At 62.3% G+C, this 6,772-nt stretch carries 8 protein-coding genes; 6 read left to right on the forward strand and 2 right to left on the reverse strand.

Annotation, left to right across the window (positions count from 1 at the left end; all coding sequences use genetic code 11):
• The 3 genes from FS320_RS35265 to FS320_RS35270 all read left to right on the forward strand — a co-directional run.
• Nucleotides 1–673: response regulator (locus FS320_RS35265; protein WP_152717021.1), on the forward strand; the 673-nt coding region annotated here is incomplete at its 5' end.
• A gap of 267 nt (nucleotides 674–940) precedes the next feature.
• The gene (locus FS320_RS51080; protein ID WP_420846817.1) at nucleotides 941–1,078 is read left to right on the forward strand and encodes a NepR family anti-sigma factor; all 138 of its coding nucleotides are present in this window, start codon (nucleotides 941–943) and stop codon (nucleotides 1,076–1,078) included.
• A gap of 133 nt (nucleotides 1,079–1,211) precedes the next feature.
• Nucleotides 1,212–1,418, forward strand: a complete 207-nt coding sequence (locus tag FS320_RS35270; RefSeq protein WP_152717022.1) for a hypothetical protein — start codon at nucleotides 1,212–1,214, stop codon at nucleotides 1,416–1,418.
• Between the two features lie 134 nt (nucleotides 1,419–1,552).
• On the opposite strand, the gene FS320_RS35275 is transcribed toward FS320_RS35270, so the two are convergent.
• Nucleotides 1,553–1,777, reverse strand: a complete 225-nt coding sequence (locus FS320_RS35275; RefSeq protein ID WP_152717023.1) for a NepR family anti-sigma factor — start codon at nucleotides 1,775–1,777, stop codon at nucleotides 1,553–1,555.
• A gap of 249 nt (nucleotides 1,778–2,026) precedes the next feature.
• Here FS320_RS35275 and FS320_RS35280 point away from each other — a divergent pair, with 249 nt between their 5' ends.
• On the forward strand, nucleotides 2,027–2,245 hold the full coding sequence (locus FS320_RS35280) for a hypothetical protein (protein WP_152717024.1): 219 nt from the start codon (nucleotides 2,027–2,029) through the stop codon (nucleotides 2,243–2,245).
• Between the two features lie 160 nt (nucleotides 2,246–2,405).
• Here the strand turns inward: FS320_RS35280 and FS320_RS35285 are convergent, their stop codons facing one another.
• Nucleotides 2,406–4,880, reverse strand: coding sequence for a PBP1A family penicillin-binding protein (locus tag FS320_RS35285; protein WP_338105616.1), 2,475 nt, complete (start codon nucleotides 4,878–4,880; stop codon nucleotides 2,406–2,408).
• A 631-nt stretch (nucleotides 4,881–5,511) separates the two neighbouring features.
• Here FS320_RS35285 and FS320_RS35290 point away from each other — a divergent pair.
• Nucleotides 5,512–5,832 (forward strand): YMGG-like glycine zipper-containing protein, encoded by a 321-nt coding sequence (locus FS320_RS35290; RefSeq protein ID WP_152717025.1) that lies wholly within the window; start codon nucleotides 5,512–5,514, stop codon nucleotides 5,830–5,832.
• Between the two features lie 417 nt (nucleotides 5,833–6,249).
• Nucleotides 6,250–6,423, forward strand: a complete 174-nt coding sequence (locus tag FS320_RS46365) for a hypothetical protein (RefSeq protein WP_162866316.1) — start codon at nucleotides 6,250–6,252, stop codon at nucleotides 6,421–6,423.
• Nucleotides 6,424–6,772: the final 349 nt, after the last annotated feature.

Genomic DNA, 6,772 nt, shown 5'->3' on the forward strand with positions numbered 1-6,772 from the left:
CAGTATGCCGCGGCGCTTCAGACGGCTGATGACAGTCAGGCGACAGCCCTCGAATGCGTGCCGCTCCCGAGTGATGGTTATGGACGTTGGAAGATCTTCGGAATGGGTAGTCTGTGGCTGCTTCCTTCAGCAATCGCATGGCCACGTCGAGGTCGACAGTGCGCCCGGCGCCGGCACGACCATCCGCATGTTCCTGCCTCGTGTTGAAGCAGCCATTGAGCAATTACCTGAGCCACGTGACACCGTGCCGAGCTCGTTTGGTGCCGGGCAGACGGTTCTGGTTGTCGAGGATGATCCCGCCGTCCGCCAGGTGGCAGTCTCGACACTCAAGTCCCTCGGCTTCAACGTGATGGAGGCCGCCTCCGGTGATGAAGCCGCCCGGCTTCTGAAGGCGAATAGACAAGTCGATCTTGTGTTCTCGGATATCCGCATGCCTGGCAAACTTACCGGCATCGGCCTTGCGCGCCTCATCAGGCGTGAGATGCCTAAGATCCGGGTGCTCCTGACCACCGGCCATGTGGACGGCGACGAGACGATTGAAGACATTGACCTTCTCTACAAGCCGTATCGTGCCGTAGATCTTGCAGAGAAGATCCAGGTGTTGATGGCGGCAGTGCAATCTGCAGATGGCGAAGCTTTTGACGTCGACGCGGCGGCATCCGCGGCGGAGTGACTATCGCCGGAACGCCGGGAGAGAATTGCGACGGCTGTCGATGGACGGCTTTGATGCCCCGATCAGTTTCCAACTCCTAATCGTCGTCGGCTCAATGCGGAGCTGAAACTTGGCCGCTTTTGTGTGAGTTCACCACCCGAACGGAAGCCCAATCAACGAAGATGAGAGGCTTCGAGGAGCAGATCGGGAAGAGTTCTCATGAGATCCAGCAAACGAGCGCCATGGAGCCCTGTGCTCCAGAACAGCCTCAACGTCTCCAACGACGATATGCTTTTGACGATCGGGCATTCGCTTCGAGCTTGGTATGATGACATTCTGCACGAGGATGTGCCGGCGCGGTTGAGCGCCTTGATCGAGCGGCTCGATCGTACCGAGAGGGAGTCCCTACGGGACAGCAGGTGCTAGCTCTTTTGTGAGAACAAGCTTCAACCTCATGCCTTCCGTATAAGGCGGAGCCTCATCGTTCGGAGTCATTAATGCTGTGATTGACGGTGCGGCAGCAGACAACATCAATGAGGGTGCAACCGAAGGAGGCGGCATGTTCTTTGTCGTGACAGGCAACGGAGAGCAAGGAGCAGTGGCGGTCACCTGCGAGACCGCGGCCGCAGCAGTGGAGAAAGCTCGGGCTCTCGGTGCTGAAGGCCTGAGAGATATCTTGATCACCGATGCTAACGGGCTGCAGCGTGCGCCTGCTGATTTCGACCGGCTTTTCGTTGCAGCCCCAGAGGCGACATCCATCCTGTGATCCAGCAATAGAAACAGTGCTCAAAAAGAAAGGCCCCGAGAGGGGCCTTTCTGGCACGCGCGCCATGTGGTGGGGGCAACCAGAGGGTCACGCGCTCGAGCTGACATAGCGTCCGCGTTTTGCGGGGCAAGCCCTCAAGCTTCCGGTGCCTCGGTGGCCTTGGAAGCAGACCCAGCCTGCTCGCGCTCCTTCCACCGGAGGGCCAGGAGAAGGTCGACGTGGTCGTCCGGGATCGGCTCGCCCACAAGATGGCGGTAGGCCAACCGCAGCCTCCGACCGATCCGGCTCTGAGCCACTCTGTCGAGTTGTCCTCTTCTAGCGTTCTGCTGATCGCCGACCATGGCATCTCCGAAGTTCATCAGGCATCAGGATGGAGAAACCATGGTTAACAGCCGGTTAAGGTCGGGCCTTGGAGGCTGGATTAGCCAATCTTCTCTATAGCTTAGCTTGGCAGTGCGAGGAGGCCGCGTTGTCCTTTCTGTGTTGGGCGAGTCAGGTTTGCCGTGCCTTCAGGGCATCCGTCGCCGTAAGGGGTGAGGACGTGAGGAACGGACACCCTTTCCCAGCTGTTTGGAACGCAGATTGCCGCGTACCTGTGTGTGTTTCTAATGAGTGTTGTTTGCCCTCCCGCAAGCCTGAGTGCGGTCCAGAGCCGGATCGATGAGATTGCCGACCAGGCCGGCGTGCAGGGAACTGCACGTCTGAGCGTAGATGACACGTTGGCTGCCCTGCCGTGGCCCTTCCGGCGACGCCTGGTGCTGGCGCTGCAGAGCCTGAAAGCCTTCTCCCCTGATCCGGGCGTGCGGGATGCGGCTGAGTTCTTTTAGCTGAAGGCGGCGCAGGTGTGGGTCACCATGCCCTTCCAAGGGCATTCGGATGAGGGATCTGCCGAAACGGCGGTACTCGTCGAGCGAGGAGCCGGACATCACGCGGTCACTCGCGCGAAGAAGCCCTGATGTTCGCTCCGTCCGGTAGACGGATGGGCCCTTACCTCCCGCGCCTCCATACGCCAAGGCGGGCCGAGCGGGCCTGCTCCTCCGCTGCCAGGAGTTCCTCTGACGCATCTGCCGTCGCGCGGCCGCCGCCTGCGGCCAGGATGATCGCCGACAGGTTATAGCCCCCGATCTGACAGCGTTGCACGCCCGGCATACTGCTCGGAGCACACGCGACCTCGCGCCATCGCAGGAAGCGGGTGAGCTGCCGGGCCATATTCCCGCGCTCGCCCTGAATGCCTTCCAAGCGAACCAAGGTGCCGCGAATGGCCAAAGTACCTGTGTCCAGCACCTCCGGGACACCGCGGACGATCTCCGCTGCCGGAGGGGGCGGGGCGGGACTGCTCGGATCAGGCTCGCGAGCGACTTGAGCGGGAGCCGGTGCGGACTTGCCCTTGGCGAGGAGCGGGGCGGCGCGGGTCAGGAAATCATGCCAGATCTGAGCCGGCAGATCGCCTCCGACCACCTTGTTCATGGGCGCGTTGTCGTCATTGCCGACCCACACGCCGACAATCAGATCCGGTGTAAAGCCGATGAACCAGGCATCGCGGTATTCTTGGGTGGTGCCGGTCTTGCCTCCTACCGGAACGTTCGGCAGTCGGGCGGTCTTGCCTGTACCCTCCCGCACAACCGCCTGCATCAGGTCGAGCATCGCCGCCCGGCTCTCGCCCAGGCTGCCCGCGCTCGATCCGGGGGCAGGGCGGGCCGAGAGAGCCTTCTGGCTGCCGCCCTGGATCGAGCGCACCGCATACGGTTCGATCCTCTCGTTCCCGGTCGCTACCGCCGCGTAGGCGCGGGTCATCTCGAGCAGGGTCACCTCAGCCGATCCGAGGGCCAGGCTCGGCACCGCCGGCAGCTCCGACTGGACCCCGAGCTGCTTGGCGGTCTCGATCAGCGCCGGGATCCCGACCTCATCCGCGAGCTGGGCTGCCACGGTGTTGATCGACTGGGCAAAGGCGGTCCGCAGGGTGACCGCTCCCCGGAAGCGGCCATTCGCGTTCTGCGGCTCCCAGTCGCCGATCTGGGTGGGTCGATCAACGACGGTGGATTGCGGGCCATAGCCCTTCTGCAGGGCTGTGAGATAGACGAAGAGCTTGAACAACGACCCGGCCTGCCGACGGGCCTGGGTGGCCCGGTTGAACTGGCTCGCCTCGTAGTCGCGTCCACCCACCAGGGCTTTGATCGCGCCGTCGGGCGTCAGGGCCACCAGAGCCGCCTGCGAGACATTCTTCTGCTGGCCGTCGGCTTCCAGCCGCCGCTCGATGATGCCCTCCGCCAGACGCTGGAGCTCCAGATCGAGGGTGGTGTGCAGCGTCAGGTCGCCGGAGGCGCCACCGAGCAGGCGCCGTACGTCGGCGGCGGCGGTGTCGACGAAGTAGTTGGTGCCGGGCGGGGTCTCAGGCGGGGTGCGCAGGTTCACGGGCTCGGCGCGAGCCGCTTCCGCCTGTTCCGCCGCGATGGCGCCGGTCTCGACCATCGCCTGCAGGACGGTATCGGCCCGCTCCTTGGCGCCCCCGAGATTGCGCGTGGGCGCGAGTTGCGACGGGGCGCGGACGAGACCGGCCAGCATGGCGGCTTCGGCCAGCGAGAGCTCGTTCGTCGGTTTACCGAAGTAACGCTGGGCGGCGGCGTCGACGCCATAGGCTCCAGCCCCGAAATAGGCGGTGTTGAGGTAGCGCAGGAGGATCTCCTCCTTGCTGAGCTGGTGTTCGAGCCAGAGAGACAGGATCGCCTCCTGGACCTTGCGGCGCAGGGTCTGCTCGGGGGAGAGGAACATAAGGCGCACCAGCTGCTGGGTGATGGTGCTGCCGCCCTCCCGTGTTCCGCCAGCCTGCCAGTTGCGCCAGACGGCCCGCAGGATGCCCCAGGGATCAATGCCAAGGTGGCTGTAGAAGCGGCGGTCCTCGATGGCGAGGATGGCTTGCGTCAGGTGAGCCGGCAGATCGGTGGCTGTCAGCTTGGTGCCCTTGAACACGCCGCGGGTGGCGAAGGTCTCGCCGTTGTCGGCCTCGATCACCAGGGCGCTCGGCGTCGGGTCGACCTTAAGGCCGCCCTCCAAGGGCAGGGTGGCGATGCTATATCCGCCTATCAGGAGGAGCAGAATGCCCACGCTGCCGGTGACGATCAGGATGTGGCGCAGCCGGATCCGCCGCAGGGTGCTCAAGCAAGCCCTGCCGATCATCCGCCCCGTAACCGAAGCCTTTCGCCACCATGGTTCGGTCATGGATCCAGCCCGAGCCGTCCAGACGCGGGCATGCTCGATGCCATGATTTGTTGTGGCTCGGGCCCGTGCAACGGTAGCGCGAAGGAAGGGCTTTGCGTTCTTTAGGATGCTGCCCACAACCAGCCGGGTTGAGGGAAGCGCCTTTCGGCGCTCGGGAGGGGCGGGCGTGGGCGCGCTCAGCTCGAGAATGTCCCGGGGCGGGTCGACCTTGCCCGGGTTGCCCGCTCCTGCCTCCGTCGTCTCCACCCGTCTTGGCTTCCTATTGCTCTATCTGTCACAACCCAGCACTGAGATCAGCCGTTCCCGGCACACGCTGCGCTAGCCTAGTCCCTTGCGGCTTGGGGCAGATGCCATAGCCGGAGACAGTCCGCAGATAAAGTGGCTCTTATGATCGGGAATATGTTCAGCGTCGGTTGTAATGCAGAGATGAAACCCACTTGGAGTTGACTGAGTGGCAGGGCCCGGGCTCAATCGTAAACCCGCCCGCAAGTGCCATAAAGAAGGCGATTGGTTAGCCGCTGGGTTTGTCGGATCGAGATCCCGAAGTTTCAGCCAGGCAAACGAGGACAAAAACGGCCACGGCTGCTGCGAAGATCGCAGTTTGACTGGCCCACTCGGATGCACTGCTGCCAAATGGCCCGAGGATCAACCCGGACATCAAGAGTGTGAGAAGAGTGCTCCAGAACAGCATCGGCCAATATAGTCCATTATGATGGCCGTAGATGTAGTGCGGAGTTCCTGAACGGAAGCTGTACGGAGAGGGAAGCTTAATCATCGAGCATAGTTGTAAGCACCACCACCCACCATGATGGGCCTATGTGCTGGAACCATGCTCCAGGCCCTGTGTTGGTCCGGGCAAACAACAAGGGGTTCTCTCATGCGTAAGACTGTGATCACATTGGCGTCAATGGCCGCGCTCACGATGTTTCCGTCTCTCGCGTCTGCCCAGAATCGTACCGCGGTCGGCGTTGGGACTGGTGCCGTGGCAGGTGCGGTTGTTGGTGGCCCAATCGGTGCAGCCGTCGGCGGTGTGATCGGCGGCGTGATCGGTGCCAGCACGGACCAGCGCCGCACGCGTGCGTACCGGAGCAACCGGAAATCATCCTATATGAGCTACAGAAGCACCCGCCGCACGGCGAGGCAGCCCATCCGCCGTGAGGCTCCTTCTCATAAACGCGAGTTCCATCCACTCGGCTAGTCCTGTCCGCCCTCCCGGTGATCACGAAATGCGACGTAGCTGATCTGCTGCGGTAGGATCGCGGTGGGGCGTCCGTGGTCGTATCTTGCAGAATCGCGGCCTGAAGCCGCGTTGGTGCGAATGCAAGACAAACTGATCGAGAGGTGCTGCGCCCCGGGGGCGACGCGGTCGACTGAGATGACCGTGTCAATGTCCAGTGCGGGATTGCATTGTTGTGCGCGCCTGATCCTCAATGATCCAGGCAGCATTTCGGGTCAAAAACGGTGCGGCAGATGCAGCAGCCACTATGCCCGAACGAGCAGAGCGAGGGGGTGTTTTCGTGGTGTCGAGCATCACTGAAGTGCTCAAGTGCTGGCTCATCGATGCCGCATTCGGGCGCTTATCTCCTGACTGATTCTGAAACAGGAGCGTTCACCCATGGATTACTCAGAGGCATTACGCATGGCCGAACGGAACCTGATCGAAGGCGCGACTCTCGCTGAACTCAGAGAGCTCGCCAGTGATCTTCGAGCTCTCACGCCCGACAGCCTTCTTGCGGATCTTATTGAGATCAGGATCCAGGTCATTGAGGGCCGTTGGAACAATGTGTGATGCCACGTCAGATCCAACTCAGGCATTATCATGCAAGTGCGCGCACAAATTCGTCGTCAGTGAAGAATTCCGATCTCGTTGAGACGATTGGGATATCGGGCGCATCATTGGAGCCGATTTTGCAGGGTTGCGGGCCGGAAGCGGTGGATTTCCTGCGTTTTCCGTTGCCGCTTTAGCCCGGGATCTGATTCAATCAGGAGCACTCCATCCGGCCGGAGGTGTGCCATGTCGACGCCGAAAGACGAGCGCCAGAAGGATCTGTTCCGCCCCGCCTTGGACAGCATCATCGACCTGAAGCATCCGCTGGTGCTGCTGGCTCAGCGCATCGACTGGACCTTCCTTGAGCGCC

It is taken from the genome of Microvirga tunisiensis (genome assembly GCF_009296175.1).
GTDB classification, from domain to species: domain Bacteria; phylum Pseudomonadota; class Alphaproteobacteria; order Rhizobiales; family Beijerinckiaceae; genus Microvirga; species Microvirga tunisiensis.

Coding starts and splice junctions, on each gene's coding strand:
- FS320_RS51080 (WP_420846817.1), top strand. CDS start 941: ATGCTTTTGACGATCGGGCATTCGCTTCGAGCTTGGTATGATGACATT.
- FS320_RS35270 (WP_152717022.1), top strand. CDS start 1,212: ATGTTCTTTGTCGTGACAGGCAACGGAGAGCAAGGAGCAGTGGCGGTC.
- FS320_RS35275 (WP_152717023.1), bottom strand. CDS start 1,777: ATGAACTTCGGAGATGCCATGGTCGGCGATCAGCAGAACGCTAGAAGA.
- FS320_RS35280 (WP_152717024.1), top strand. CDS start 2,027: ATGAGTGTTGTTTGCCCTCCCGCAAGCCTGAGTGCGGTCCAGAGCCGG.
- FS320_RS35290 (WP_152717025.1), top strand. CDS start 5,512: ATGCGTAAGACTGTGATCACATTGGCGTCAATGGCCGCGCTCACGATG.
- FS320_RS46365 (WP_162866316.1), top strand. CDS start 6,250: ATGGATTACTCAGAGGCATTACGCATGGCCGAACGGAACCTGATCGAA.